Source organism: Thalassolituus sp. ST750PaO-4 (assembly GCF_020320405.1).
Classification (GTDB): domain Bacteria; phylum Pseudomonadota; class Gammaproteobacteria; order Pseudomonadales; family Oceanobacteraceae; genus Venatoribacter; species Venatoribacter alkanivorans.
The window spans coordinates 32,550-55,553 of sequence record NZ_JABVCB010000012.1 but is presented as its reverse complement, the minus strand read 5'-3'; the positions used below and the strand labels follow the sequence as shown (position 1 = coordinate 55,553).

Annotated in this window: 31 protein-coding genes; 19 read left to right on the top strand and 12 right to left on the bottom strand. The window is 54.2% G+C overall.

From position 1 onward, the window contains the following. Positions 1-3 precede the first annotated feature (3 nt). The 5 genes from ccoS (at position 4) to ttcA (ending at position 3,452) form a co-directional block, all read left to right on the top strand. Complete coding sequence (ccoS, locus tag HUF18_RS13400; protein WP_225692546.1) at positions 4-198, top strand: cbb3-type cytochrome oxidase assembly protein CcoS; 195 nt, start codon at positions 4-6, stop codon at positions 196-198. Next, positions 195-857: a sulfite exporter TauE/SafE family protein gene (locus tag HUF18_RS13395; RefSeq protein WP_225692545.1), complete on the top strand. Its 663-nt coding sequence runs from the start codon at positions 195-197 to the stop codon at positions 855-857. The genes ccoS and HUF18_RS13395 overlap by 4 nt, the downstream gene beginning before the upstream one ends. An 85-nt stretch (positions 858-942) precedes the next feature. Beyond that, positions 943-1,710, top strand: coding sequence for a fumarate/nitrate reduction transcriptional regulator Fnr (gene fnr / locus HUF18_RS13390; protein ID WP_145468256.1), 768 nt, complete (start codon positions 943-945; stop codon positions 1,708-1,710). A gap of 272 nt (positions 1,711-1,982) precedes the next feature. Next, positions 1,983-2,477: a hypothetical protein gene (locus HUF18_RS13385; RefSeq protein ID WP_225692544.1), complete on the top strand. Its 495-nt coding sequence runs from the start codon at positions 1,983-1,985 to the stop codon at positions 2,475-2,477. A gap of 123 nt (positions 2,478-2,600) precedes the next feature. After that, positions 2,601-3,452, top strand: coding sequence for a tRNA 2-thiocytidine(32) synthetase TtcA (gene ttcA, locus HUF18_RS13380; RefSeq protein WP_145468252.1), 852 nt, complete (start codon positions 2,601-2,603; stop codon positions 3,450-3,452). 40 nt (positions 3,453-3,492) lie between these two features. Here ttcA and HUF18_RS13375 read toward each other — a convergent pair whose 3' ends face one another. Both HUF18_RS13375 and greB read right to left on the bottom strand, forming a co-directional pair. Next, positions 3,493-3,987, bottom strand: a complete 495-nt coding sequence (locus tag HUF18_RS13375) for a hypothetical protein (protein ID WP_225692543.1) — start codon at positions 3,985-3,987, stop codon at positions 3,493-3,495. A gap of 65 nt (positions 3,988-4,052) precedes the next feature. Next, positions 4,053-4,601 (bottom strand): transcription elongation factor GreB, encoded by a 549-nt coding sequence (gene greB, locus HUF18_RS13370; RefSeq protein ID WP_145468248.1) that lies wholly within the window; start codon positions 4,599-4,601, stop codon positions 4,053-4,055. A 142-nt stretch (positions 4,602-4,743) separates the two neighbouring features. On the opposite strand from greB, the gene HUF18_RS13365 reads away from it, so the two are divergent. From HUF18_RS13365 to HUF18_RS13355, 3 genes are read left to right on the top strand one after another with little or no spacing between them, the layout of a single operon-like run. Then, a complete protein-coding gene (locus HUF18_RS13365; RefSeq protein ID WP_145468247.1) occupies positions 4,744-5,010 on the top strand; it encodes a PGPGW domain-containing protein in 267 nt (88 codons plus the stop codon). 38 nt (positions 5,011-5,048) lie between these two features. Further along, positions 5,049-5,669, top strand: a complete 621-nt coding sequence (locus HUF18_RS13360; RefSeq protein ID WP_225692542.1) for a DNA-J related domain-containing protein — start codon at positions 5,049-5,051, stop codon at positions 5,667-5,669. Beyond that, positions 5,666-6,709: a polysaccharide deacetylase family protein gene (locus tag HUF18_RS13355; protein WP_225692541.1), complete on the top strand. Its 1,044-nt coding sequence runs from the start codon at positions 5,666-5,668 to the stop codon at positions 6,707-6,709. The genes HUF18_RS13360 and HUF18_RS13355 overlap by 4 nt, the downstream gene beginning before the upstream one ends. 10 nt (positions 6,710-6,719) lie before the next feature. On the opposite strand, the gene HUF18_RS13350 is transcribed toward HUF18_RS13355, so the two are convergent. Further along, complete coding sequence (locus HUF18_RS13350; protein ID WP_145468241.1) at positions 6,720-7,418, bottom strand: M48 family metallopeptidase; 699 nt, start codon at positions 7,416-7,418, stop codon at positions 6,720-6,722. Between the two features lie 44 nt (positions 7,419-7,462). Here HUF18_RS13350 and HUF18_RS13345 point away from each other — a divergent pair, with 44 nt between their 5' ends. Then, positions 7,463-8,038 carry a YecA/YgfB family protein gene (locus HUF18_RS13345; protein ID WP_225692540.1) on the top strand — a complete coding sequence of 192 codons (576 nt, stop codon included), beginning with the start codon at positions 7,463-7,465 and terminating at the stop codon, positions 8,036-8,038. 74 nt (positions 8,039-8,112) lie between these two features. Here HUF18_RS13345 and HUF18_RS13340 read toward each other — a convergent pair whose 3' ends face one another. The 3 genes from HUF18_RS13340 to HUF18_RS13330 all read right to left on the bottom strand — a co-directional run bounded on the left by HUF18_RS13340 (position 8,113) and on the right by HUF18_RS13330 (position 10,714). Then, a complete protein-coding gene (locus HUF18_RS13340; RefSeq protein WP_225692539.1) occupies positions 8,113-9,477 on the bottom strand; it encodes a substrate-binding domain-containing protein in 1,365 nt (454 codons plus the stop codon). 117 nt (positions 9,478-9,594) lie between these two features. Continuing rightward, a complete protein-coding gene (locus HUF18_RS13335; protein WP_225692538.1) occupies positions 9,595-10,254 on the bottom strand; it encodes an START domain-containing protein in 660 nt (219 codons plus the stop codon). Positions 10,255-10,417: 163 nt separating this feature from the next. Beyond that, complete coding sequence (locus HUF18_RS13330; RefSeq protein ID WP_145468233.1) at positions 10,418-10,714, bottom strand: BolA family protein; 297 nt, start codon at positions 10,712-10,714, stop codon at positions 10,418-10,420. Positions 10,715-10,836: 122 nt separating this feature from the next. Here HUF18_RS13330 and HUF18_RS13325 point away from each other — a divergent pair, with 122 nt between their 5' ends. Then, positions 10,837-11,463 carry a hypothetical protein gene (locus tag HUF18_RS13325; RefSeq protein WP_225692537.1) on the top strand — a complete coding sequence of 209 codons (627 nt, stop codon included), beginning with the start codon at positions 10,837-10,839 and terminating at the stop codon, positions 11,461-11,463. A 93-nt stretch (positions 11,464-11,556) separates the two neighbouring features. Here HUF18_RS13325 and HUF18_RS13320 read toward each other — a convergent pair whose 3' ends face one another. Beyond that, positions 11,557-11,805, bottom strand: coding sequence for a hypothetical protein (locus HUF18_RS13320; protein ID WP_145468229.1), 249 nt, complete (start codon positions 11,803-11,805; stop codon positions 11,557-11,559). A 149-nt stretch (positions 11,806-11,954) separates the two neighbouring features. Here HUF18_RS13320 and ylqF point away from each other — a divergent pair, with 149 nt between their 5' ends. Next, a complete protein-coding gene (ylqF, locus tag HUF18_RS13315; RefSeq protein WP_145468227.1) occupies positions 11,955-12,866 on the top strand; it encodes a ribosome biogenesis GTPase YlqF in 912 nt (303 codons plus the stop codon). Here the strand turns inward: ylqF and HUF18_RS13310 are convergent. Both HUF18_RS13310 and HUF18_RS13305 read right to left on the bottom strand, forming a co-directional pair. Beyond that, positions 12,829-13,266: a DUF695 domain-containing protein gene (locus HUF18_RS13310; protein ID WP_225692536.1), complete on the bottom strand. Its 438-nt coding sequence runs from the start codon at positions 13,264-13,266 to the stop codon at positions 12,829-12,831. The two genes, ylqF and HUF18_RS13310, sit on opposite strands and share 38 nt — an antisense overlap. Before the next feature lie 82 nt (positions 13,267-13,348). Continuing rightward, the gene (locus HUF18_RS13305) at positions 13,349-14,236 is read right to left on the bottom strand and encodes an MBL fold metallo-hydrolase (RefSeq protein WP_225692535.1); all 888 of its coding nucleotides are present in this window, start codon (positions 14,234-14,236) and stop codon (positions 13,349-13,351) included. Positions 14,237-14,336: 100 nt separating this feature from the next. Here HUF18_RS13305 and HUF18_RS13300 point away from each other — a divergent pair, with 100 nt between their 5' ends. From HUF18_RS13300 to HUF18_RS13280, 5 genes are all read left to right on the top strand, one after another. Beyond that, positions 14,337-14,693 carry an ArsR/SmtB family transcription factor gene (locus HUF18_RS13300; RefSeq protein ID WP_145468222.1) on the top strand — a complete coding sequence of 119 codons (357 nt, stop codon included), beginning with the start codon at positions 14,337-14,339 and terminating at the stop codon, positions 14,691-14,693. After that, positions 14,680-16,386, top strand: coding sequence for a SulP family inorganic anion transporter (locus HUF18_RS13295; protein ID WP_225692534.1), 1,707 nt, complete (start codon positions 14,680-14,682; stop codon positions 16,384-16,386). The genes HUF18_RS13300 and HUF18_RS13295 overlap by 14 nt, the downstream gene beginning before the upstream one ends. Before the next feature lie 17 nt (positions 16,387-16,403). Then, entirely contained in the window at positions 16,404-16,589 is a 186-nt protein-coding gene (locus HUF18_RS13290) for a hypothetical protein (protein WP_225692533.1), read from the top strand. A 76-nt stretch (positions 16,590-16,665) separates the two neighbouring features. Beyond that, complete coding sequence (locus tag HUF18_RS13285) at positions 16,666-17,148, top strand: DUF2489 domain-containing protein (RefSeq protein ID WP_145468218.1); 483 nt, start codon at positions 16,666-16,668, stop codon at positions 17,146-17,148. Positions 17,149-17,193: 45 nt separating this feature from the next. Further along, the gene (locus HUF18_RS13280) at positions 17,194-17,766 is read left to right on the top strand and encodes a YceI family protein (protein ID WP_225692532.1); all 573 of its coding nucleotides are present in this window, start codon (positions 17,194-17,196) and stop codon (positions 17,764-17,766) included. A 39-nt stretch (positions 17,767-17,805) separates the two neighbouring features. Here the strand turns inward: HUF18_RS13280 and HUF18_RS13275 are convergent, their stop codons facing one another. The 3 genes from HUF18_RS13275 to HUF18_RS13265 all read right to left on the bottom strand — a co-directional run bounded on the left by HUF18_RS13275 (position 17,806) and on the right by HUF18_RS13265 (position 19,955). After that, positions 17,806-18,027 carry a phosphatase gene (locus HUF18_RS13275; protein WP_225692531.1) on the bottom strand — a complete coding sequence of 74 codons (222 nt, stop codon included), beginning with the start codon at positions 18,025-18,027 and terminating at the stop codon, positions 17,806-17,808. Positions 18,028-18,035: 8 nt separating this feature from the next. Further along, complete coding sequence (gene ppk2, locus HUF18_RS13270; protein WP_145468213.1) at positions 18,036-18,896, bottom strand: polyphosphate kinase 2; 861 nt, start codon at positions 18,894-18,896, stop codon at positions 18,036-18,038. A gap of 63 nt (positions 18,897-18,959) precedes the next feature. Next, entirely contained in the window at positions 18,960-19,955 is a 996-nt protein-coding gene (locus HUF18_RS13265; RefSeq protein ID WP_145468212.1) for a GGDEF domain-containing protein, read from the bottom strand. 129 nt (positions 19,956-20,084) lie between these two features. On the opposite strand from HUF18_RS13265, the gene murI reads away from it, so the two are divergent. From murI to cls, 3 genes are read left to right on the top strand one after another with little or no spacing between them, the layout of a single operon-like run. Continuing rightward, entirely contained in the window at positions 20,085-20,939 is an 855-nt protein-coding gene (murI, locus tag HUF18_RS13260) for a glutamate racemase (protein WP_225692530.1), read from the top strand. 54 nt (positions 20,940-20,993) lie between these two features. Continuing rightward, the gene (folE, locus tag HUF18_RS13255) at positions 20,994-21,545 is read left to right on the top strand and encodes a GTP cyclohydrolase I FolE (RefSeq protein ID WP_145468209.1); all 552 of its coding nucleotides are present in this window, start codon (positions 20,994-20,996) and stop codon (positions 21,543-21,545) included. Positions 21,546-21,586: 41 nt separating this feature from the next. Then, entirely contained in the window at positions 21,587-22,984 is a 1,398-nt protein-coding gene (gene cls / locus HUF18_RS13250; RefSeq protein WP_225692529.1) for a cardiolipin synthase, read from the top strand. Positions 22,985-23,004: the final 20 nt, after the last annotated feature.

Genomic DNA, 23,004 nt, shown 5'->3' with positions numbered 1-23,004 from the left:
TCGATGGATATCATTTACATCCTGGTACCGCTGTCTTTACTGCTGATCGGCATTGCCGTGCTGATCTTTTTCTGGGCGGTGAAGAGCGGCCAGTTTGAAGACATGGAGTCCCCCGCCCACCGCATTCTGTTTGATGACGATGAGCCGATAAGTCGCCGTCAGGACGACAGCGAACAAACCCCATCTGACAAGCCATGATTGAACCCCTGTCGCTGCTGACTGCGTTTCTGCTGGGGTTGTTTGGCTCCAGCCACTGCCTGGTGATGTGCGGTGGTATTGCTGCGGCTATTGGCAGCAGCGCCGGAACTCAGCGTGTCCGGGTGACGCTGCTGTTTAACACCGGGCGCATACTGAGCTACAGCATCGCCGGGCTGATAGTCGCCAGCGCAGGTCTGTGGCTGCAGAGCCAGCACCAGTGGCTGATGCTGATCTTGCGGACACTGGCCGCGCTGATGCTGATACTGATGGGGCTCTATATTGCCCGCTGGTCACTGATGCTGACCCGTATTGAGCAACTGGGCCAGGGAATCTGGAAATACCTGCAGCCTCTGACCCGCCGTTTTATGCAATCTCCGCGTGCGATAGATCGTCTGTGGCTGGGCATGCTCTGGGGCTGGTTGCCCTGCGGCCTGATTTACAGCACGCTGAGCTGGGTTGCCGCAAATGGCCAGCCTTTGCTGGGAGCCGCCGCGATGTTCGCCTTTGGTCTGGGTACCCTGCCTGCCCTGTTTGCCAGCACACTGGCGGCCAATGTACTGACGCCGTTTCTGAGCAACAACCGCGTGCGTCAGGTTGCCGGGGGATTACTGATCGGATTTGGTTTGTGGACGGCAGCATCGGTCTGGTTACTTTCTTGACAGATCGCGCGCTAATGCCGAACATAGCCGCAACTGCTGCACTTGTTACTTACTCCGACACCGGGGTTTCACTCAGGAATCAGTCATGAAAACGACACATGTTGCGCCTGCTCCACTGCGGGGCACTCAACCACACTGCCAGACCTGCTCACTGAATGCGTTGTGTCTGCCATTGTCCCTGAACGATTCCGATATGGAGCGCCTCGACGATATCATCCGCCGTGGCCGTCCGATCCAGAAAGGTCAGCTGCTGTTCCAGCAGGGCGAAGCGTTTCAATCCGTATTTGCCGTACGCACCGGAGCCCTGAAAACCTACACTCTGGCGAGTAACGGTGAAGAACAGATTACCGGTTTTCACCTGGCCTCTGAGCTGGTTGGCCTGGCCGGTTACGATAACGGCAACTATCCGTTAACCGCCAAAGCGCTGGAAACCACCACCGTCTGTGAAATTCCGCTGCAGCAACTCGACAGTCTGGCCGATGACCTGCCGGATCTGCGTAAGCAGCTGATGCGTACAATGGGCACCGAAATCCGTCATGATCAGAACATGATGTTGCTGCTCAGCAAGAAAAACGCCGAAGAGCGCGTGGCCTCTTTCCTGATTGATATTTCCCAGCGTTATTCCCGTCGTGGTTTCTCGGCCAGTCATTTCCGCCTGCCGATGTCGCGGGTGGATATCAGTAACTATCTGGGCCTCGCGGTAGAAACCATCAGCCGCGTGTTTACCCGCTTCCAGAAAAACGGTCTGATCGAAACCCAGGGGAAAGAAGTGATTCTGCAGGACCCCGATATGCTGTATGAACTGGCCGGCCTGAATACTGAAAAAGAGTGTGCCGCTCACCCGCAAGAGTAAGCCGCTCACCCGTAAGCAAAAAAACCGGCCAGAGGCCGGTTTTTTTATGCCTGCCCTCTTATGCCTGTTTTCTGCTTATGAACACTCATGCAACGCCCTCTGGTACGGGAAATGCTTTTACCAGAATAAAGGCTGAACAGACGTTATTTTTCTGGCGCCGGTATCCAGGCTATCTATTGGCAATTGGTATAAAACCGCAGCAGATAAAATAATCTGATCTAAGATTGCAGAAACAGCGTCATTCAGCCGATATGACGTATAAGGAGGTGACCATGGGCATCTGCGCAAATGAACTGACCCGCTGGGTAATCCAGCCAACCCTGCAACGTATCGGGGTTAGTAACCCGATGGCCAGCACCCTGCTGCTGGCAACTGCGGCTCAGGAATCGGCTCTTGGATCGCACCTCAAAGCCGCCGGTCAACGGGCTCTCGGCATTTACCGCATTCACAGCCTGACCCACCGCCATGTATGGGACGCTTATCTGGCGCAACAGCCGGAACTGGCCAGCACCGTGCGCGGCCTTGCCAGCCAGCATGATTTTCTCAGTCACCCCCATGCCGAGCTGACCACCAACCTGTCTTATGCCACCGCCATTGCCTGGTTTATCTATGCCCGCAATGATGATTTTGTTCTGCCCGCCGATGCAACCGCAGAACAGCTCGCACGTCTGTGGAAACGTTTTTACCATCCCCGCAGCGGTGTCAGCATTGAAGAGTTCTGCGCCAGTCTCGGTACAGCCACCGCCCTGCTCAACCGTGCAGCCTGAGCAGGCGTACCTTTTCTCAAAGTCCCCGAACAACATTCCTTTTTAACTGCCTGACCTGCGCAGGCGGTTCCTTCACCCGATGCATTCTGCTATAAAGCGGGCGCAATTATTCAGGGTGTTTTTATGATCGAATCCGCTGCCGAGCGCAAAGAGCAACTCGAGTTCAACAAACTGCAGAAGCGCCTGCGCCGCAATGTCGGCAAGGCCATCGAAGACTACCGCATGATCGAAGACGGCGATAAGGTCATGGTTTGCCTGTCCGGCGGTAAAGATTCGTACACCATGCTCGATATTCTGCTGAGTCTGCAGAAAAGCGCACCGATTCACTTTGATATCGTGGCGGTGAATATGGATCAGAAGCAGCCCGGATTTCCTGAACATGTGCTGCCGGAGTATCTGAGCCAGCTGGGTATTGAGTATCACATCGTCGAGAAAGATACCTACAGCGTAGTGAAAGAAATTATTCCGGAAGGTAAAACCACCTGCAGCCTGTGCTCTCGCCTGCGTCGTGGCACTCTGTATGGCTTTGCCGAGAGTATTGGCGCCAATAAAATCGCTCTTGGTCACCATCGTGACGACATCATCGAAACCCTGTTCCTCAATATGTTCCATGGTGGCAAGCTCAAGGCTATGCCGCCGAAACTGCTGAGTGACGACCAGAAACACGTGCTGATCCGTCCGCTGGCTTATTGCAAAGAAAAAGACATCGAGAAATTTTCCCAGGCACGGGGCTTCCCGATCATTCCGTGCAACCTGTGTGGCTCACAGGAAAACCTGCAACGTCAGAATATTAAGATGATGCTGGAACAGTGGGACAAAGAGCAGCCGGGACGCAGTGAGAATATCTTTGCCGCCATCTGTAATGTGGCACCGTCACAGTTAGGCGATACCCAGTTGTTTGATTTTGTCACCCTGCAGGACAAGCAGGATAAAGGCCATCTGTTTACCCGTCTGGATGTGGTTCAGATCGACTGATCTGAAGCTGATACCGGGCGCAGCCAAAAGAAAAAGGCGGTCACAGACCGCCTTGCAACAGACTGGTGACCAGCAGCTGATATTCTCCCGGCCCCTTCACAACAAGCTCCATTTTATAACGCCGGTCAGTGATGATGGATTCAGCCAGTGCCGTCAGGTGACAGGCATCGGGACTCAGTTGCGGCTGGGGCATCTGCAGATGAACCTGATACTGTCCTTCCAGCTCTTCTACACGCACCGTTGAGATCGCCTGAGTTTCACTGCCGGCAATGCCTTTACGGATCCACTGCAGATAAATGCCATGCGGGCCTTTCACATTAGTACGGACAACGCGGATGTACCCCTCTCCGGCGTCAGACTTCCACGGGCAGACCCGCTGTACCTGATCAATCCACACCGGCATTTTATAGACGCCGGCAAAGGGCCAGGTTTCGCCTTCGGCGGCTGCTTCGTTCTGCATCCCAGCGTCGGTGGCCAAGGCTGGCAACGCCAGAAAAGCCAACAGCAAAGCCATGATCGTGCGTACTGATATCATAATGATCCTCCTGCCATTAAGCCTAGCAGAGGTCAGCTTTCATGCTGTTGCAGAAGGCAGATACATCAGGCGGAGAAAACGGCCTGATTACTGCCGCCGGCATCCCATTCAGGGCGCTGGTAAGATACGCTGAGGATGTAAAAGGTTTCTTCTCCTTTCGGCAGGCGCACGGTCACTTCATCATCGACACGTTTTCCCAGTAATCCCCGCGCCAACGGCGCATCAACGCTGATATAGCCGCGTTTGAGATCAATTTCATCCTCGCCCACCAGACGGTAGCGATGAACCTCGCCATCATCGTCTTCAAGTTCCAGCCAGGCGCCAAAAAAAACTTTCTGCGGATCAGCCGGCAGACGATCGACCACCGTCAGAATCTCCAGACGTTTCAGCAGGAAACGGACGCGACTGTCGATCTGGCGTAATCGGCGTTTACCATAGATGTATTCCGCATTTTCCGAGCGGTCCCCCAGCTTGGCGGCATCTGAAACTTCCTGCGTCACTTTCGGACGCTCAGTGCGCCACAGGTAATCATATTCCCGGCGTAAGGCCTGCTCCCCCTCCGGGGTAATCAGATGGCTGCGTTTCGGCAGCGGCTTTTTTTCCTTCTCACTCATAAACAACGGCCTGTACCAAAAGATTTCATGGTTTCGCAACACAGTCATGTCAGGGTGTCAGCATGGGCATGCCTGAACAACAACGTACAGCATTCCTCCAGAACCGGGAAAACCGGCACAAACATCCGGATGATGATGCAGAATGATCAAACGCAGTTTTAAAATGGTGACCGGTATTCTGCTGTTGCTGCTGGGAATTATTATTACGCCAATGCCGATTCCGCTTGGCATTATCCTGATCATTCTGGGCCTGTCTATGCTGGTATCGACTATCCCCAGAGTGCGCACATTTCTGCAGTTTCTGCGCCGTCGTTATCACGTGTTTTCGCACAAGCTGAACAGCATTAAACATCGCCTGCCGGCATTTGCGCGCCAGCTGATTGAAGATACCGACCCGGACCAGCCCTGAGGCCTCCCCTGTAAACCACCCTGTGCTAGCATAAGAGCATGAACTCAGATGCCCTTTCTACTCTGGCGGCCAGCAACAGCGCCATCGACGATTTCGCTCCCCTGCTTGAACTGCTGAGCCTGTATCTGGCCGACGGCCAGAGCCACAGTGAATACGACGTGCTGTGCTGGCTGCAGGCACCTGAGCAGGGAATTTTCCTCCCCGACGCTCTGCGCGATTCACTCACCATGTTCCGCAGCCATTTTATTCTGATGCATTGCCTCTACCGCCTGCAGCAGCAATGGGCTGATGAGCAATCTGCCCTGCTGGAAATCAGCGCACTCAGTATCCGCCGCTCGCCCTGGCCCGATAACGCCCGCAACACCGAGCTGGCCGAACATCAGCCGCTGGCACAGTATTACCTCGACCTCAGCCAGCTGAATACCGCCCAGGAAGAGGTGGATGAACTGCTGCGCAGCTTCTGGCAGAAGATGCTGCAGCCGGAACAGGAGGATCAGGACATTGCTGAACTGGAACTCAGTAAGCCCGTGACAGGGGCAGAGATTCGATTACAATATCGTCGTCTGGCGATGCGACACCATCCCGACCGCGGCGGTGATGAAAACCGCTTCCGCACCATTCAGGCAGCCTTCCAACGACTCAAGCACCGGTATTCATGATTAAGTTTTCTCTCCCGTTCGTTCTCTTCGCACTGCTTTTCTCTGCATCGGTACGCGCCCAGCTGGTGATTCTGCAGTACCACCATGTGTCGGCCAATACACCCGCGTCGACCAGTATCAGTCCGGAAGGTTTTGCCAGCCATCTGCAGCTGCTGGAGCAGGAAAATATGCATGTGATTAATCTTGGCCAGGCGCTGGCCAAAATCCGTGCAGGTGAATCCTTACCGGAAAAATCCGTCGCCATTACCTTCGACGATGCCTACCGCTCGGTGTATGACAACGCCTACCCGCTGCTGAAACAACGCAACTGGCCCTTTACCGTATTTGTGAATACCAATGCCGTGGACGAACAACACGGCGTGGTAATGGACTGGAAGCAGCTGAAAGAACTGCAGGATAACGGTGCGCTGATTGCCAACCACAGTGCGGATCATCCTTATCTGATTGAGCGCCCGGATGGCATGACACTGGATGCCTGGCTGACTCAGGAAGTGGCTGAGCCGGAAGCACGTCTGCAGAAAGAACTGGGCACCAGCCATAAACTGCTGGCCTACCCTTATGGGGAATTTGATCTGGAGATTATCGATTGGCTGGCAGCGAACGGTTACCTTGCTTTTGGTCAGCAATCCGGACCGGTAGGCCCTATGTCTCATCCGCAGGCCCTGCCGCGCTTCCCGGCCTCCGGTATTTATGCCAACGTCAAAACTCTGAAAACCAAGCTGTACACCCTTGCCCTGCCGGTGCCGCCAACCCAGCTGATCGAACCGGTGCTGGCCGCAGAGAATCCGCCAACCCTGGCCATTCATTTCCCGGAAGTGGATTTGCGTCCGCGCCAGATTCAGTGTTTTGCCAGTGGTGAAGGTGCAATCAGCACGCAGACAGAAGCCGATAACGGCGTGGTCAACCTGACCGCCCGTGCAGAAAACCCCATTCGTGGCGGCCGCAGCCGTTACAACTGTACCGCTCCCAGCGTGCGCCACCCGGGCTGGTATTACTGGTATTCGCAATTGTGGATTAACAGCGCAGTGAAATCGCGCTGACAGGCAGACCTCAGAGCAAACGGCGCGACAGCTGATTTAACAGTTGCTCGCGCTGTTTCCAGTCCGGCAGACACTGAGTCATCAACGCTTTAAAGCCCGCGCCATGATCAAAGTGGCGCAGATGACACAACTCATGCACTACCACCAGTTCCATCAGCTCCGCTGGCAGCTGCATTAACGCCAGATTCAGGTTGATATAACCGCGCTGCGACAGGCTGCCCCAGCGGGTACGCATCTTTTTAATACGCAGCTGCGGGCGGCGCACATCAAACTGGCTGAAGAACGGCCACCAGCGTTCAATCATCTGCGGATATTCATGCCGCGCCTGCCCGCGCAGCCAGTTATCCAGCGCCTGCTGCGTTTGCGCAGGCGTCCAGCCCTCAGGCACCCAGACCGCCTGTTCAGCGACCATAAACTCGCCCAGAGCACTGCTTTTAAACGGTAATTCGCGTCCGCGGATCAGTACACTTTGCCGGGCTTCCTGTTGTCGTGCCAGCACCTCGCTGCGGCGCTTCAGCAGCCAGTCATGATTGGCATTCACAAACGCCAGCACCTCCGCCTTGGGATACCCCAGCGGGATGCGCAGATCCACCTCACCCTCGGCATTCACCAGCATACGCATGCTCTTACGCCGCATCGCTGAGAGATGCACAGCGACCTGCTCGCCGCCGACAGTCAGCCAGAATTGTTGTTTGTAAGATTTCCGCACGGTCTCAAGCCTGTTAGGATTAGCGCCAAATTCAGGAGTAGCGTATGTCCGACCTCAATAGTATCCCATCCCTTAATGAAGACGAACTGGAAACCCTGGGCGTACTGCTCGAAGACGAAGCCGAACGCCAGGACAGTTTCGATTTTTTCGCCGTACACGGCCTGATCACCGCGTTAATCGCGGGCCCGGTAGAGTTCAGTGTTCAGCAGGTGTGGGACTGCGCCTTTGATGAACAACTGGGTTTCAGCAAAGCGGAGAAAGAACAGGTAAATGCCCTGTTCCTGAAACTCGCCAAAGAGATTCAGGCATGGCTCGACTCCGGTCAGGATTTCCCGGTTCCGGCCGACCTGACACTGGTCGACGAAGAAGAAGAGCCACCACTGGAAAGCTGGGCCATGGGCTTTATGACCGGTGTCCTGCTGCAGGAAGAACAGTGGTACGCGCGCGACGAAGAAACCGTTGCCCAGCACCTGTTCCCGATCATGTATGCCTCTGGTCTGTTTATGGACGAGCCGGAAATGGAAGACATCGACGAGGACATCGACCTGTCCAATCAGATGTGCAGTAATATTCCTGCTGCTGTTGTTGAGCTGTATCTGCTGCTGCACGCCGAAGATTAATCCGGCGCTCAAAAGCAAACATAAAAAAGCCCGGATTTAACCGGGCTTTTTTATATTTCTGAATAACCAGGGCATCAGGCCCCGGCTTTACGCACCCAGACTTCCACCCGGCGGTTTTTATTGCGACCTTCCATACCATTCACGGAAGCAACCGGCAGGTTTTCACCGTAACCAACGGAATTTTTCGGATAAATGCCGTAACGTACCAGTTCGCGGCGCACTGCCATGGCGCGCAATTTAGATAATAACTGCGAACGTTTTTCGGTTTTCTTTTTATCACCAAAACCAATCAGCACAACTTCAGCTGAACCGTTAGCGTGCAGAAAATCGGCCAGACGCTCCAGATCCTTCAGGGCTTTGTTATCCAGCTTGGCACTGCCTTCCTGAAAGCGGAAATTAATGGTCAGACGCTTGGCATCGGAAGTCAGCTGACGGAAATCTTCTGGCAGCTCGTCGTAAAACTCCGGAATAACAGCTTTCAGCTCCTGCGAAATAAAGCCGGTATCGGCCACAATTTTCTGGCCTGCATCCTGTAATGAAAAATCAATAAATTCTTTAACATAGTCATTGGCAGGTTCGTCGTCGGTGTACATAAAGAGACGACGTGCCAGAGCATAATCTTCGGTTGCTACCGTCAGTTTATTAGGCAGTAAAGATTTGGCGCTGCCATCCGAAACCGACAACAACCGGGCAGAACGTACTGAAGAAAGCCCGACAAAACCAATACCGGCCGTGTCTGCTGCAACCCGGTCTGATAACTCCGCATTGGATTCAAAACGTTCGGCACCGGCAATTAAGTTACGCTCACCTAAAACCATACCGCTGAAGCTGTCCCAGGTACCCGATTTATCGTCACGGGCATACACATGAATCGGGCCGGGTTTACCACCCACCTCTGACCAGTCGCTGTAACCGCCGGAAAAAATTTCGGCAATTTCTTCCACACTCAGATCACTGACCGGATTATCCGGATGTACGATGATCGCCAGACCATCAATCCCGATAATATGCTCACTGCCCGGACTGCGCATATTCGCCAGCGGCTGCAGCAGGTTGAACTCTTTATCTTTAATCGGGCGGGAGGCTGCAGCAATATCGGCACTGCCTGCTGCCAGGCCTTTAAAACCGGTACCGGAGCCGTGTGCAGCAATTTTTACCGTTACACGGGTACGGGTCGCCGGATAAAAACCGCTGACTTCGACCTCGTTATCGATGCCGGAGTTTTGCACCTCAATTTTCTCAGCACCCTTTTCCTGCAGCCAGGCTTTTACCAGATTCGGGGCTAATTCGGCACCAATGGTGTTCGATCCCTGTACAGAAAAAAGGTTAATTTCACCATCAACAGGCAACCCGTCAAAACGAGCGATCTGCCCGGCATGAACCGTTACAGCAAAAATAAAAGTGAGTACTGAAGAAAAGAAATTGCGCCAGAAATTCATAGGACTTACTTCTGAGTTTAAATTTGGGCGCGATTGTATGACGCTTTTATGACAATGCAATGACAAATATCAGAGTTGCGGAACAGCCAGCAATTGCACAGGCGCAATAAAAACCTGTTACTCCCCGCTGGCAATATCACGAATGTGTGGCAGGCGGCTGCTGACATAGGGTTCTTTGGCCACCATTTTGCGCATATTTTTCAAGGTGTAGTATGGCGAATCCACCACCATACTGTTCGCCAGCCAGGCCGGAATGCCACCCGCCGGATCGGCGTGAACCTGATAAATCACGGTCACCCAGCCATCGCCTTCCGGGCGGAATTCCCAAAAGCCTTTCATATTGGTTATGCGGATAAATTCATCGTTGGCCGGAAACACATCGTTACGCACCTGCATATCAACGTGCACCGAATAATCATCAGCCTGAGTGAGAACACTGTAGATAACGCTGTCACGGTCTTTTACTGGCCAGGGTGCTTCCGTCACCATATAAAAAAGACGCTCGTGCTCAGAAACCTGTTCGATCACTTCCAGAGCCCGGCAGTGGTATATCCATTCAGGGCCGGCTTTATTATCTTCGATTAATGCCACCAGCGCCGACAGGGTTGTCTGCAAACGCATTTCACCGCGGAACTCGCGCATATCAGACTGCTCAGCCGCACGGGTATACACAAGAATCTGCCGCTTGCTGTCTTCTTTTGCCAGTTCCCAGTCAGCCATACAGGCCTGACTTACCATTAAAGACGCTATCACCAGCAGACGAGTAACCAACCACATAAATAGATCCCGCTATGCTTTATTGCAGGTGGAGCATGCCTGCACTTTGATTATCACTGTAGGTGCACATCAGCCAAAATCGTACTGGCAATAACCGCAGATTCACAGCGAAGGCCGACCCGGAAGCCAGCCCGCCACTATCATGCCCCCGGGACAGCTCCGGTCAATGACCGCCCTGACACTGGGGCGACGGCGGCACGGTCGCATCCTGCCACTCCTGCGGAGAATAAAGATGCAAAGCCAGAGCATGTACCGGCCCGGTCAGCTCTTCAGCCAGCAGCTGATACACACGCTGATGACGGGCAACAGGCCGTTTGCCATCAAACTCCGCACTGACCACAACCAATTTGAAATGTGATTCAGTAGCAGGCCCGGCATGCATGTGGCTTTCGTTAAGGATATCGAGGTGCAGAGGGGATAAAACAGCAAGTTTAGCGGCGATGGAATCAGCGGTGTTCATAATCAGCCCGTAAGAAAAATGACAATAATGGCTACTATAAAACAACCACGGACGGTTGCACAAAACCTATGTAAACATATACAGTACCGGACTGAATTTGAACCACCAGACGGAAGCCAATCATGCAGGATATCGATACCACCAGCACCCAATCTCTTGTTGACCGTTACTACGAAGAAGAGAAAGCAAAACGTGAACGCGAACAGACCCTGGCCGCTTTTACCATGCGCATGGACGCTAATGATCTGGCCATGCTTAACGTTATTGCCCGCCGCTTCCGCAAGAACCGCGATGAAATTGCTCAGGAAGTGCTGTCCAACGCCCTGATCGATCTGTTTGCCCGTTTGGATGCCGGCGAACGCAAGCTGCTGGCCCGCGATGCCGATGAAGCTGCCCGCTCACTGGCCGATGAAATCGCCGAAGAAAACGGCATTCACAGCGTTGAGATCAAGACCGGTGTCTGGGCCAACCACGACCGTCAGATCACCAAAATTGAGCGCAAAAAAGCCAAAATGCAGGAATCCGGCAACCGTCCGCAAAGCAACAGTGCCGATAACGATGATGCAGATGCTGATGATGAAGCAGCAGCACAGACTGGTAACCAGGCGGATAATCAGCCAATGACTGCACAGAACGACAGTGCTCCGGCTGTAACGATGACAACAGAGCCGGAAAACACAGACCAGAGCACCGAAGAAACAACTGAACACAAAGAAGAAAGCCAGCCAATGTCGATGTTTGGCAGCTGATCAGTACAGAAGCCAGAGCTGCCCAGCAGCTCTGGTGTACTTTATATAACCCCGCACGCTTAGCGCCGGGGCTGAACCGTCGATCATAGACAGCTATTTACGCCACAGACGCAGTTCCCGGAACTCCCCCGGCCCCGCCTCTACCCAGACCACCTCGGCCTGATCTGAAAAAACAAACTTATTGCCGAGCAGAAAGCCTGCCCGCCGCCGACCGGACACCGTTGCTGAGGCCTGCCGCCCCTGCTTCTTGGCACTCCGGGCAAAATCTTCTGGTAAGACATCCATAGTTGTCTCCAATCCGATCAATTTCACCTTGCCGCATGAGGTTAAAATAACCCGCAATTATGACAGTCCAGTGTCGGAGATTTTCACCGGTAACGCAGTAATCAGTCATACTCAGGCCACTGCGTACAAGTGAGCGGTTGCTCTCCACTGGCCTTGCTTTACAATGTGCCGCCCTTTTAATCACTCGTCAATTGGAAAGCGTCACTATGGCAATTCAATGGTTCCCAGGGCACATGAACAAAGCCCGCAAGAAAATCAGCGAAGCGATGCCAGACATCGATATCGTGGTCGAAGTGCTTGACGCCCGCCTGCCCTACTCCAGCACCAACCCTCTGGTTGACGAGCTGCGTCGTGATAAAACCTGCATCAAAGTGCTGAACAAGGCCGACCTTGCGGACCCTAAGGTTACCCAGCAATGGGTCGACTATTTCGGCAAGCAGCACAATACCCAGGCCATTCCACTGGTTGCTGAAGACCGCAATCAGGTTAAAAAGCTGATCGCGCTGTGTAAAAAACTGGGAGCGGCACGGCTGGAGAAAAAGCTCTCCATCCGGGTGATGATTATGGGTATTCCCAATGTCGGTAAATCCACCCTGATCAACGCACTGGCCGGGCGCTATATCGCCAAAACCGGTAATGAGCCGGCGGTGACCAAAGCCAACCAGATGATCGACCTGAAAAACGGCATCGTGCTGTCCGACACACCGGGGATTCTCTGGCCCAAGTTTGAGAACGAACACAGCGGCTATCGTCTGGCGGCCAGTGGCGCCGTCAAAGACACCGCTATGGAATACACCGACGTTGCCACCTATGCCCTGGGTTATCTGCTTGATCAGTACGCCACCGAGTTGTCAGCCCGTTTCCGCTTTAAGGAATTACCGGCCAGCGCATCCGACGCACTGAACACCATTGCCGCCAAACGCGGTTGTCTGAAGCCCGGCGGTATTGCCGATCTGCATAAAGCGGCGGAATTATGTCTGCATGAACTGCGGGCGGGAAAGATAGGCCGGATCACGCTGGAAAACCCGGCCATTGTCGAAGCGGAGCTGGCGGAAATTGAAGAACGCCGGCTGGAGGCGCTCAGGCTTCTGGACGAATCGCCTGATACACCTGCGTAAAGGTCTGCCACTGAGGGTCTTCATCGGCCACCACCTCAATCGGGTACAAGCCCTCGCCGGTGGGAATGCGGTCAAGACCTTCTTTTAACAGCTCAATATCTTTGCAGTAGATAATCCACTGGCACACTCCGTCATGGGTAATCACCATAGTGACCAGTGCATTTTCTGCCGGTTCAAGATGTTGCTGCAGGTGCTCACCGAAGGTCAGGATTTTGCTTTGTTCGGCCAGACCGGGAAAGCCGGTGCTGTCATCGACGCTGCCGGCGTTCCAGGCAATCTGCACGCACAACGGATAGCTTTCCGATTGGCGGGCAAGCTCCCAGTCTTCGCGGTACTGAATACTGATGGGCTTGTCATTCAGACTACCGGTAGCCCTGACCCAACGGTTGTTCGCCAGCATGGCTTATTCCTTTTTGTTTGGTTGCATTCAGACTAATAGAAATCGGTGCAAATGCCAAAAAGTCATTGCCATACGCGCCCCATCAGAGCAGGTTTAACGGCAGTTTCAGGTAAGACACACCATTATCTTCCGCCTGCGGAAACGCCCCGGCGCGGATATTCACCTGCAGCGATGGCAGAATCAGCCGCGGCATATCCAGCCCGGCATCACGTTCCGTGCGCATTGTGATAAAGGAAGCTTCACTGGCACCGGCTTTTACATGGATATTTGCCGCCCGCTGCTCCGCAACGGTTACGGCCGAGCAAACCGGCCGCTCAGACGGCGGATAGTCATGGCATAAATGCAGTACAGTCTCTTCCGGTAAGGCCAGTAAACGCTGTACCGACTGATATAAAGTCGCAGCATCACCACCAGGGAAATCACAGCGGGCCGTACCGACATCCGGCATAAACAGGGTATCGCCGACAAACACATCGCGCTGATTCACCTGATAGCTGACACAGGCCGGGGTGTGACCCGGAGTGACCATTACATCAATGCGGCTGTCGCCAAGCTGCAGGCTATCCCCCTCACTGACCAGCAGGTCAAACTGATGGCCATCGGCGGTAAAGCCTTCCCCCTCATTGAAGATCTTCTTAAAGGTGCCCTGTACCTGACAGATCGCGGCACCGATAACGATGCGCGCACCGCTTTGGCTGCGGATGTAATCCGCCGCGGTCAGGTGGTCGGCATGGGCATGGGTTTCCAGTACATAATCCAGCGTCAGAGACTGCTCCCTGACCCCGGCGAGAATGGCGTCAATAAAGGCCGTACTGGTACGTCCGGATTTCTGATCAAAGTCCAGTACCGGGTCGATAATGGCCGCACGGGCAGTACTTTTATCGACCAGCAGATGGGTAAAGGTGAAAGTATCTTCGTGGAAAAATGTCTCGATGCTGATCACTGCAGCATCAGTTGGCTGGCGGGTCATTACGGCCTCCGGCGATAAAATTTAAAGTGATTATATTAGCATATTCTTATTTAGCAATATTTGATATACACTTTAAAGAGCGCTGTCCGGAACACACATCATGATTAACCACGACGCCCTTGATCACCACCGCCAGGATGCTGTCCGCCTGCTGAAGGCTCTGGCTAACGAACACCGTCTGACCATTCTTTGTTGCCTGCGCCATGGTGAAATTTCGGTCAGCGAACTGATCAGCCGTCTGCCGCTGAGTCAGTCTGCCCTGTCCCAGCATCTGGCCTGGCTGCGCAGCGAGCATCTGGTGCATACCCGCCGCAGCGCCCAGAACGTCTATTATCAGCTCAGTGACGACAAAGCCGAACGCATCATCAATGTTCTGAACAGCCTTTATTGCGATATCCAGCCAGAAACAACAGCGCCAATGCCACACCGGGAGATCAATCCGCATGCACCTGACTAACACCTTCTCCGGATATCAGCGGCGCTGGCTGATGCCGGATATTACCGCCGGGCTGGTTGTCGCTGCACTGATCACACCGCAAGCCATGGCCTACGCCCTGTTGGCCGGCATGCCGCCACAGGCCGGACTTTATGCTGCGCTGCTGCCGGTACTGGCTTATGCCCTGCTGGGCAGCAGCCCGGTGTTAGCCGTTGGTCCGGTGGCTGTTATTTCTCTGATGACCTTTGAAGCCTTACACACATTGGCAACTCCGGGCAGTGCGGATTATCTGCATATGGCCAGTGCTCTGGCATTGCTGACCGGGCTGTGGCTGCTGCTGTTTTACCTGATTGATCTGGGGCGCTGGACAACCTTTATCAGCCACTCGGTGATCTCCGCCTTTACCAGCGCAACCGCCATTCTGATTGTAATCAGCCAGCTGAAATACATAACCGGTATTCCCCTTCCCGGTGGCGGCTCGCTGTGGCAAACACTGACACACCTCAGCCATGATTATCCGCAGGCACAGGCCGGTGCGTTACTGATGGCGCTGGCCGCGGTCACCCTGCTGTATGGCTGGCAGTGGCTGATGCCCAAAGCGACCCGCCGCCTGCCAGCCTGGCTCAGCAGTCTGCTGAATAAAGCTGGCCCACTGGCGGCTGTTGCCCTGGGGATTGCCACAGTACAAACGGCGGGGCTTACGATCGCCACCATCGGTGAGCTTCCTGCCGGACTACCCGCACCTGCGCTTCCATCGCTGTCTGTGGAACAGTGGCAGGCATTATTACCAGCCGCTGCCATCATCGCGCTGATTGGTTATCTGTCCAGCCTGTCGGTGGCCGAGGCTCTGGCACCGCGCCAGTTATCAGACTCCGGCCACACACCCGCTCCGCGCCTGCGCACTAATCAGGAGTTACTGGCTCTTGGTATCGCTAACCTCAGCGCGGCTGTCAGCCAGGCATTTCCTGTGGCTGGCGGTTTCGGCCGCAGCGTGGTTAACCGCGCAGCCGGTGCCCGCACGCAGCTGGCTTCCGTGGTGACCGTCATACTGGTGGCACTCGTCTGTCTGTTTGCCAGCCGCTTATTTGTCGATCTGCCCTATGCCGTACTGGCCGTGATTATTGTCAGTGCAGTCTTGCCGCTGATCAGTTTCAGTGACGCCCGCCGTGCCTGGCGCTTCCAGAGAAGTGATGGTCTGGTATGGCTGATAACATTTATCGCCGTACTGGCTGCCGGCGCGGTTGATGGCATCTTGCTCGGCATGGTGCTCTCCCTGGCACTGTATCTGCGCCGCTCCAGCGAACCACACATTGCCGAAATCGGCCGGGTCGGAGACAGCGATCATTTCCGTAACGTCAAACGCCATCAGGTTATTACCTGTCCGCAGGTGCTGATGATCCGCGTTGATGAGAACCTGTATTTTGCCAACAGTCAGTATCTGGAAGATGTCATCTGCCAGCGCCTGCAGAGCAGTCAGGATATCCGCCACGTGGTGCTGGTCGGCAGCGCCATTAACCATATCGACTTCAGCGGTTTTGAAACCCTGCAGCATTTGCTGAACACATTACGTGCTCAGAATATTCAGCTGCATCTGGCCGAAGTCAAGGGTCCGGTGATGGATCAACTGGGTAAAACCAGCCTGCTGGACGACCTGTCTCCCGGAAAGATTTTTTTCACCGCCAGCGAAGCGTTACGCACCCTTGGCCACTGCTGACCCTGTCGGAGCAAACGATGATTAACAAAACAGATAGCAGTGCAGATCCTGCAACAACGAAAGATTGCAGTGCTGATGATACGAACAAACAGCGCAGCGACGGCCGTTTCTATCAGGTTCAGCCACAACGGGGAGTGGCACGTTTGCGTGTGCGCTACCGTGAAGGCACGACCCGCGACTCCGGTTGCCGTCTGTGTCGCTAATCCCCCAGTAACTGCAGGTTAATTTCTCCACCACGACAGGCTATGATGCCCGGCCTGCTATGTGACGGAGCCTTTCATGATTCTGACTTACAGCCTGATTATTCTGGGTCTGTTAATTATCGCCCTGCTGGCCGGTTACGCCTGGCGCCTGACCCGTCAGGTTAAGGTTGTTGAACAACGTCAGCAGGAAGAAGAAGCTCAGGCGGCCATGCAGTTGCGTAACCGCCAGCTGGAGTTGCTGCAGGATATCCGTTTTATCGCCCGTGCAGTCCTCGACGAACAGTGCGAAATTACCGAAGGCGTGTTACGCATCCAATACCTGATGTCTGCGCTGGACCCCGCAGTATGGGAACAGGATGAACTGTGCACAGTACGCAGCCATTATCAGTCAACATCATCAATGCCGATTCTGGATGCTTACAAACAGCTGTCCCGTAAAGAGCAGTTCAAACTGGATCAGCAACGCTGGACACTGGAAAACGAAAACAAAACCGGTATTGAACGCGAACTGCGCTGGCTGGTCAGTTATTCTTTCCCGGCGGTTACTCTTATTCAGTAAGCGCCAGTCCGCTAACCCGTCGATAACAAAGACAAGGAAAACATCATGCGCCCTATACTATTTGCTTCTGCCCTGCTGTTCAGCGCTTTTACTCAGGCTGAGTGGACATTGCAGTCCCCCTCGACCCTCACCTTTCTGACCACCAAAAATACTCATCTGACCGAAGTGCACCACTTCCGCAAAATCAGCGGCAAAGTGACCGATCAGGGGATGGCTGAGCTGAATATTGATCTGACCAGCATTGATTCCGGCATTCCGATCCGCGATGAGCGCATGCAGGAATTCCTGTTTGAAACCAGCAGCTTCAGCAGCGCAACCTTCAGCGCTGTCATCCCGGCCGATGCCATGAAAAAAGCGCGCGACGGTATCAGCCAGACACTGGATCTGAAAGGTAAACTGATGCTGCATGGCAGCGAAGAAGAAATCAGCGTGCCGGTAATGATTGTTCCGGCACAGGACAAACAAGTGGTGATCACCAGCCTGCAGCCAGTACTGGTGCAGGCTGACAGCTTCGCCCTGACCGCCGGTATTCAGAAACTGCGTGACATTGCCAAGCTGGAACGCATTGCCGAAGTGGTACCCGTCAGCTTCACCCTGACCTTCAGCCCGGCTCAATAAATCAGACCGGACTGCAGGCAACAACACCTGCAGTCCGTTTCAGCCTTTGGCGCGCTTCTGTGCCAGCTTCAGTAACTGCTCAATATCGGTGACGGTGTCGTTCATTGCGCTCATCACCACAGTATTCAGCGCCGACTCGATCAGCACCTCAAGGCTGCCAAAATGGTAGTCACCAATTTTGTCGGCCAGATCCTGTCCCAGTTCGTTACGGAAATTCTGCACAATTCTCTGCGCGTGCTTACGATGAGGTCTGTCCTGCATGTGATGTCCTAGCAGTCCATAGACTGAGTGGCGGGCTGAATAATCAGCGGATCGGGCGTCAGATCAAGCGAGGTCGATTTATTGGTGTAATCCAGCTGATTCAGCACATGGCGCATGGTATTCAGCCGCGCACGCTTTTTGTCGTCCGAGCGCACCACCGTCCAGGGCGCATCCAGATGATTGGTGTAATAAAACATGGCTTCTTTGGCTTCGGTGTAATCATCCCATTTATCCAGTGATGCCAGATCAATCGGGCTGAGTTTCCATTGCTTTAACGGGTCAACCTGACGACTCTGGAAACGGCGCAACTGCTCCTGACGACTAACGGAAAACCAGAATTTGATCAGATGAATTCCCGAGCGTACAAACATGCGCTCAAGCTCGGGCACCTCGCGCATAAACTCCATATATTCGGTATTACTGCAAAAGCCCATCACCCGTTCCACACCTGCGCGGTTATACCAGGAGCGGTCGAACATCACGATTTCCCCCGCCGCCGGCAGATGCTGCACATAGCGCTGGAAATACCACTGGGTACGTTCGCTGTCGCTGGGTTTTTCCAGCGCCACAACATGGGCACCACGCGGATTCATATGCTCCATAAAGCGCTTGATGGTGCCACCTTTGCCGGCCGCATCGCGCCCTTCAAACAACACGACGACTTTTTGCCCGGTTTCCTTTACCCAGCTCTGCATTTTTAACAGTTCAATCTGCAGGCTTTGCTTTTCCTGCTCGTAGCGTTCGCGGGTCATGCGCTCGCCGTACGGTAAATGCAGGGTTTTTTCCGGTTCTGCCGGAGGGGCTTTATCGGCAGGTGTTTTATCCACGGGAAGTATCAGAGGATATGGGTGAGAAGCGGAATCGGACATGACACCTCCGGTCGGTTTAAAACAAGACTTTAACCGAAGCAGTGAACCGGTATTTGATACCCGTCACTGTTCGGCACTGACAAAGCAATCGCGGCCATTACGTTTGGCCTGGTAGAGATAGCTGTCGAGATGATCAATGATCTGCCCCAGCTCCAGATTCTGATGCGGACGCGGGGTAACAGAAACAAAGCTGCCCGAAGCCGTCATCGGCACCGGTTGTTGCAGATCATTGTGTACGCTCATCGAACGAATGGCCTGTTGCACCCGCTCAACCACGGCGCGCAACTGGTCAGGCTGGCAACCTGGCAACAGTACGGCAAACTCTTCGCCGCCCAAACGGCCGATATGATCGGTCGGACGCATCACACTCTTCAGTGTCCGGCACAGCATTTTCAGCGCCCGGTCGCCGGTGCCATGACCATGCACATCATTCACCCGCTTAAAGTGATCAAGATCGAGCAATATCATGGCAAACACATGGTACTGACGCTGACCCCGCGCCCATTCACGCTGATAAGCCCGCTCAAAACCACGGCGGTTTTCAGCACCGGTTAAAGGGTCGGTCAGAGCCAGCCGAGCCTGCTCTTCCGACTGCTTAACCATCATCAGGCAGGCGGCAATCACCGCCGCCAGATGCTGCATAAAATCGGTGGCCATACCGCCCTGAAAGCGTGCCGGACTGGTCGAGTACAGGCGTAACTGCCCCAGATACACATCGTTGCGCAACAAAGGTAAGGCCAGACCACTCTGCCAGGGAGGCGGTGGCGCAATCGGGGCAGCATCAATAATAGGAACACGGCTCTGAAATTCGAGCTGATTCAGCAGCACCCCCTGCTCCAGATCGAGAGACTGCAGCATTGCAGCTTTTAACTCACCGTCGGGATCACACACTTTGAGGGTTGCAGCATCCAGGTCGAACTGAGCAGGCAGACCATCAAGCAACAGGGTAAGAAAATCAAACCAGGTCTGGCAGGACAGTAACTGCAGCTCAAACGCCTGCAGGCGGCGCAGCAGCGCTTCATTGCGCCGGGCGTTATCCAGTAATTCCTGTAAATCCACTCAGTTACAGCTCCTTTTCCGTCCAGAGCAGTATAGTTGCTTCCTGTCATTTCGCGCTCGCTGCGCCGCGCTGCAGATATAAACAGAAACATTTGCTAAACTGCCGCGCTTTCCATAACCAGTACCGCCATGAAGCCATCGGTTTTGATCTTCGACTCCGGCGTCGGAGGACTCAGCATTCTCAGTGAAGTGCGACAGCTGTTACCGCACCTGTCGCTGCATTATCTGATGGATAACGAAGCATTTCCTTACGGTCTGAAAACCGATGAAGAACTGATCCCCCGTGTGCTTCAGGTCTGTACAAGCGCGGTACGGGAGTTAAAACCCGACCTGCTGATCATCGCCTGTAACACGGCTAGTACGCTGGCTCTGCCTCAGCTGCGACAACAGCTGGATATTCCAGTCGTTGGGGTTGTACCGGCCATTAAAGTGGCCGCGGCTCTTGCAGCAGAACAGGCCGCAGAGCAGACAGACAACACCGCAGCCGGTTGCCATATCGGCCTGCTGGCCACTCCGGCAACCGTGAACCGGACGTACACCGATGATCTGATCCGTGATTTCGCCGGACACTGCAATGTGCGCCGCTTCGGCAGCAAAGAACTGGTGCAGTGGGCCGAAGACTGGATCACTCACCAGCAACCGCCGCAGGATCTGTTCACCCACCTGGATCAATGGCTCACACAACCCGAACCGCTGACCCATGTGGTTCTTGGCTGCACGCATTTTCCGTTACTGAAAGCACAGCTGCAGCAGCTGTGGCCCAACGTCTGCTGGGTTGACTCTGGTGCAGCCATCGCCCGCCGTGTGGCTGACCTGTTGCCGGCCAGCACAGCGGCGGACGGTAATGGTTTTCTGCAGTGTTTCTGGACGGATGTAGCCAAAGAACCGGGCGGCGCGATCCGTTATCTCGAAGCGCTCGGCCAGTTAAGTCGCTGCGCGGTGTTACCGGCAGATAATTTCTTATACAAAAACCAGTTTGTATAAGTTTTATAAAATTGAGTAAAATGCTCAGGTATTTAAATTAACAACGGTATAGACATGTCAAATCTCGAATCCCTGTACCAACAGGTACTGGCGGAACTGGGCGAAAACGTTGAGCGTGAAGGCCTTCTGGATACGCCAAAGCGCGCCGCCAAGGCGATGCAATTCCTCACCAGCGGTTACACCACCGACCTGCACGAAGTGGTCAACAAAGCTGTTTTCACCAGCGACAACGATGAGATGGTGGTGGTTCAGGGAATCGAGTTTTATTCCCTGTGTGAACACCACATGCTGCCGTTTATCGGCCGCTGCCATATTGGCTACCTGCCTTCTGGCAAAGTCCTGGGCTTGTCAAAGTTTGCCCGTATTGTCGACATGTTCGGCCGTCGTCTGCAGATTCAGGAAAACATGACCAAGCAAATTGCAGAAGCCGTGGAAGAAGTAACCGGTTGCCGTGGCGTTGGTGTGATCGTCGAAGCGCAGCACATGTGCATGATGATGCGCGGTGTGCAGAAACAGAATTCGATGATGCGTACTTCAGTGATGAAGGGCGACTTCCGTTCAAACGCAGCAACCCGTGACGAATTTATGCGCTTGATTGGCCTCTGATAATCCCGTTTACTCAGGCCATGATGAATTAAGGGGAAATCATGCCGGAGCAAGCGTGGTGGATATGGCCGCTGCTGCTGTACACCTTTGGGGTACTGGCAGCCATTGATGCCCTGTGGCAGGGAAGAACGTCTCAGGGCACCATCGCCTGGGTGCTGGGCTTATTGCTGATGCCTCTGGTTACCCTGCCCCTTTACGCGTTCTTTGGCAGCCGCCGCTTTCACGGCTATCTGCGCGCCCGCCGCCATGGTGACCACAGTCTGAGTTTTATTGCTGATCAGGTGCAGGCGGGACTTGAACACTTTGCCCTGCCCCCTGGTCACCTTACACGCCCTCTTTATCCTCTTTTCCGCCTGCCACAAATTGCCGGCAATCAGTGCCGGTTATTAACGGATGGAGAAACCACCTTCAGCACCATGTTCCGGCGTATTGCTGAAGCCAGGCGTTATATTTGCGTACAGTTTTATATTCTGCGCGACGACGATACTGGTCAGGAACTGGCACGCCTGTTATGCCAACAGGCCCGTTCCGGTGTTGCGACCTATCTTCTGTACGATGAAATTGGCAGTCGCAGCCTGGGCCGGCATTTTCTGAAACCTCTGGAAGATGCCGGCGTACGGGTGTCACGCTTTAATCCACTGCAACTGCGTAACCGGACTCAACTGAATTTCCGTAATCACCGCAAACTGGTGATCTGCGACGGCGAATATGCCTACGTTGGTGGCTATAACGTCGGTAATGAGTACCGAGGCAACAGTCAGAAAGACGGCTTCTGGCGCGACACCCATGTCGAAATCCATGGTCCGGCAGCACTCAGTTTTCAGTTATCATTTACCGAAGACTGGCACTGGGCCACTCAATATATCCCAACCATTGAATGGAACAGCAGCCCGGCGACCGGTGATAACAATGTGATGTGCATCGCCTCTGGCCCCGCCGATGAAACCGAAAGTGCCAGCCTTTATTTCACCCACCTGATTCACAGCGCACAGGAACGTTGCTGGCTGGTAAGCCCCTATTTTGTGCCGGACCAGAATCTGGTCAGTGCCCTGCAGCTGGCGGGTCTGCGCGGTATTGATATCCGCATTCTGGTGCCGGAAAAAAGCGACAGCTGGCTGGTACAACAGGCCATGCGCGGTTATATCCAATCCCTCAGCCGCTGCAACGTGCGCTTTTTTACCTATAAAAAAGGCTTCCTGCATCAGAAAGTACTGCTGATCGACAACGAATGGAGCAGTATCGGCAGTGCCAACCTCGACAACCGTTCCCTGCGGATTAATTTTGAAATCGGCGCGCTGATCCAGAGCCGGAGTTTTGCCAGCGATGTTGAAAGCATGCTGCAAATTGATTTCGACCATTCCGAACCAACGCAAATAAGCCAACACTGGTGGCCCGTACTGCTGGCCAAAACAAGCCGCTTACTCGCACCTCTGCTTTAACCGCCAACCACAGTTTGATG

What these genes read in the sequence shown, in the direction of transcription:
- HUF18_RS13290 (WP_225692533.1), top strand. Translation starts at nt 16,404, where the DNA reads ATGATTAACAAAACAGATAGCAGTGCAGATCCTGCAACAACGAAAGAT.
- HUF18_RS13330 (WP_145468233.1), bottom strand. Translation starts at nt 10,714, where the DNA reads ATGAACACCGCTGATTCCATCGCCGCTAAACTTGCTGTTTTATCCCCT.
- HUF18_RS13365 (WP_145468247.1), top strand. Translation starts at nt 4,744, where the DNA reads ATGATCAAACGCAGTTTTAAAATGGTGACCGGTATTCTGCTGTTGCTG.
- ttcA (WP_145468252.1), top strand. Translation starts at nt 2,601, where the DNA reads ATGATCGAATCCGCTGCCGAGCGCAAAGAGCAACTCGAGTTCAACAAA.
- HUF18_RS13295 (WP_225692534.1), top strand. Translation starts at nt 14,680, where the DNA reads ATGCACCTGACTAACACCTTCTCCGGATATCAGCGGCGCTGGCTGATG.
- ylqF (WP_145468227.1), top strand. Translation starts at nt 11,955, where the DNA reads ATGGCAATTCAATGGTTCCCAGGGCACATGAACAAAGCCCGCAAGAAA.
- HUF18_RS13355 (WP_225692541.1), top strand. Translation starts at nt 5,666, where the DNA reads ATGATTAAGTTTTCTCTCCCGTTCGTTCTCTTCGCACTGCTTTTCTCT.
- murI (WP_225692530.1), top strand. Translation starts at nt 20,085, where the DNA reads ATGAAGCCATCGGTTTTGATCTTCGACTCCGGCGTCGGAGGACTCAGC.
- folE (WP_145468209.1), top strand. Translation starts at nt 20,994, where the DNA reads ATGTCAAATCTCGAATCCCTGTACCAACAGGTACTGGCGGAACTGGGC.
- HUF18_RS13285 (WP_145468218.1), top strand. Translation starts at nt 16,666, where the DNA reads ATGATTCTGACTTACAGCCTGATTATTCTGGGTCTGTTAATTATCGCC.
- greB (WP_145468248.1), bottom strand. Translation starts at nt 4,601, where the DNA reads ATGAGTGAGAAGGAAAAAAAGCCGCTGCCGAAACGCAGCCATCTGATT.
- HUF18_RS13395 (WP_225692545.1), top strand. Translation starts at nt 195, where the DNA reads ATGATTGAACCCCTGTCGCTGCTGACTGCGTTTCTGCTGGGGTTGTTT.
- cls (WP_225692529.1), top strand. Translation starts at nt 21,587, where the DNA reads ATGCCGGAGCAAGCGTGGTGGATATGGCCGCTGCTGCTGTACACCTTT.
- HUF18_RS13275 (WP_225692531.1), bottom strand. Translation starts at nt 18,027, where the DNA reads ATGCAGGACAGACCTCATCGTAAGCACGCGCAGAGAATTGTGCAGAAT.
- HUF18_RS13345 (WP_225692540.1), top strand. Translation starts at nt 7,463, where the DNA reads ATGTCCGACCTCAATAGTATCCCATCCCTTAATGAAGACGAACTGGAA.
- HUF18_RS13305 (WP_225692535.1), bottom strand. Translation starts at nt 14,236, where the DNA reads ATGACCCGCCAGCCAACTGATGCTGCAGTGATCAGCATCGAGACATTT.
- HUF18_RS13335 (WP_225692538.1), bottom strand. Translation starts at nt 10,254, where the DNA reads ATGTGGTTGGTTACTCGTCTGCTGGTGATAGCGTCTTTAATGGTAAGT.
- HUF18_RS13280 (WP_225692532.1), top strand. Translation starts at nt 17,194, where the DNA reads ATGCGCCCTATACTATTTGCTTCTGCCCTGCTGTTCAGCGCTTTTACT.
- ccoS (WP_225692546.1), top strand. Translation starts at nt 4, where the DNA reads ATGGATATCATTTACATCCTGGTACCGCTGTCTTTACTGCTGATCGGC.
- HUF18_RS13310 (WP_225692536.1), bottom strand. Translation starts at nt 13,266, where the DNA reads ATGCTGGCGAACAACCGTTGGGTCAGGGCTACCGGTAGTCTGAATGAC.
- fnr (WP_145468256.1), top strand. Translation starts at nt 943, where the DNA reads ATGAAAACGACACATGTTGCGCCTGCTCCACTGCGGGGCACTCAACCA.
- HUF18_RS13375 (WP_225692543.1), bottom strand. Translation starts at nt 3,987, where the DNA reads ATGATATCAGTACGCACGATCATGGCTTTGCTGTTGGCTTTTCTGGCG.
- HUF18_RS13325 (WP_225692537.1), top strand. Translation starts at nt 10,837, where the DNA reads ATGCAGGATATCGATACCACCAGCACCCAATCTCTTGTTGACCGTTAC.
- HUF18_RS13300 (WP_145468222.1), top strand. Translation starts at nt 14,337, where the DNA reads ATGATTAACCACGACGCCCTTGATCACCACCGCCAGGATGCTGTCCGC.
- HUF18_RS13360 (WP_225692542.1), top strand. Translation starts at nt 5,049, where the DNA reads ATGAACTCAGATGCCCTTTCTACTCTGGCGGCCAGCAACAGCGCCATC.
- HUF18_RS13340 (WP_225692539.1), bottom strand. Translation starts at nt 9,477, where the DNA reads ATGAATTTCTGGCGCAATTTCTTTTCTTCAGTACTCACTTTTATTTTT.
- ppk2 (WP_145468213.1), bottom strand. Translation starts at nt 18,896, where the DNA reads ATGTCCGATTCCGCTTCTCACCCATATCCTCTGATACTTCCCGTGGAT.
- HUF18_RS13385 (WP_225692544.1), top strand. Translation starts at nt 1,983, where the DNA reads ATGGGCATCTGCGCAAATGAACTGACCCGCTGGGTAATCCAGCCAACC.